Annotated in this window: 1 protein-coding gene; it reads left to right on the top strand. The window is 68.2% G+C overall.

All coding sequences use genetic code 11. The features are described 5' to 3' along the window. A partial coding sequence (locus tag G6O54_RS37040; RefSeq protein WP_165236185.1) for an RHS repeat domain-containing protein occupies nucleotides 1-547 on the top strand: 547 nt, incomplete at both ends.

Here is a 547-nt window from a genome sequence, read left to right on the forward strand (position 1 = left end):
TGGAACCTACAAGCGGACGCTCACCGACGGGACGGTGATCAACTTCGACTCCAGCGGCAACCAGACGTCCGTCGTGGACACCAACGGCCTGCGGACGACCTATGCCTACAGCTCCGGCAAACTGTCCACGATCACCGACCCCTACAACAAGGTGACGACCTTCACCTACAGCGGCGGATACCTGTGGACCATCAAGGATCCGGCCAACCGGCTCACGACGCTGGCGCACACGGGGGCGAACCTGACCGGGGCCACGCTTCCCGACGGTTCGGCGTGGGCCTACGTCTACGACGGCTCCGGCCGGCTCACGAGGGTCACCGACCCGAACAGCAAGGCAACGACCGTCGCCTACGATTCGGCCCAGCGGGCCTCCACGATCACCCGGCCGGACAGCACCACGGAGGTCATCGTCGCCCACCAGGAGCGCGGCTGGACCAGCAGCGGCACCTCCGGCAGTCCGGCGGCGGCGACCCTCCTGGCCGAGGCCCGCGCCACGTACACCGACCCGAATAGCAACGTCACGGACCTCCGCCCCGACTGGAGGGGG

This window comes from Aquisphaera insulae (genome assembly GCF_011064615.1).
Classification (GTDB): Bacteria; Planctomycetota; Planctomycetia; order Isosphaerales; family Isosphaeraceae; genus Aquisphaera; species Aquisphaera insulae.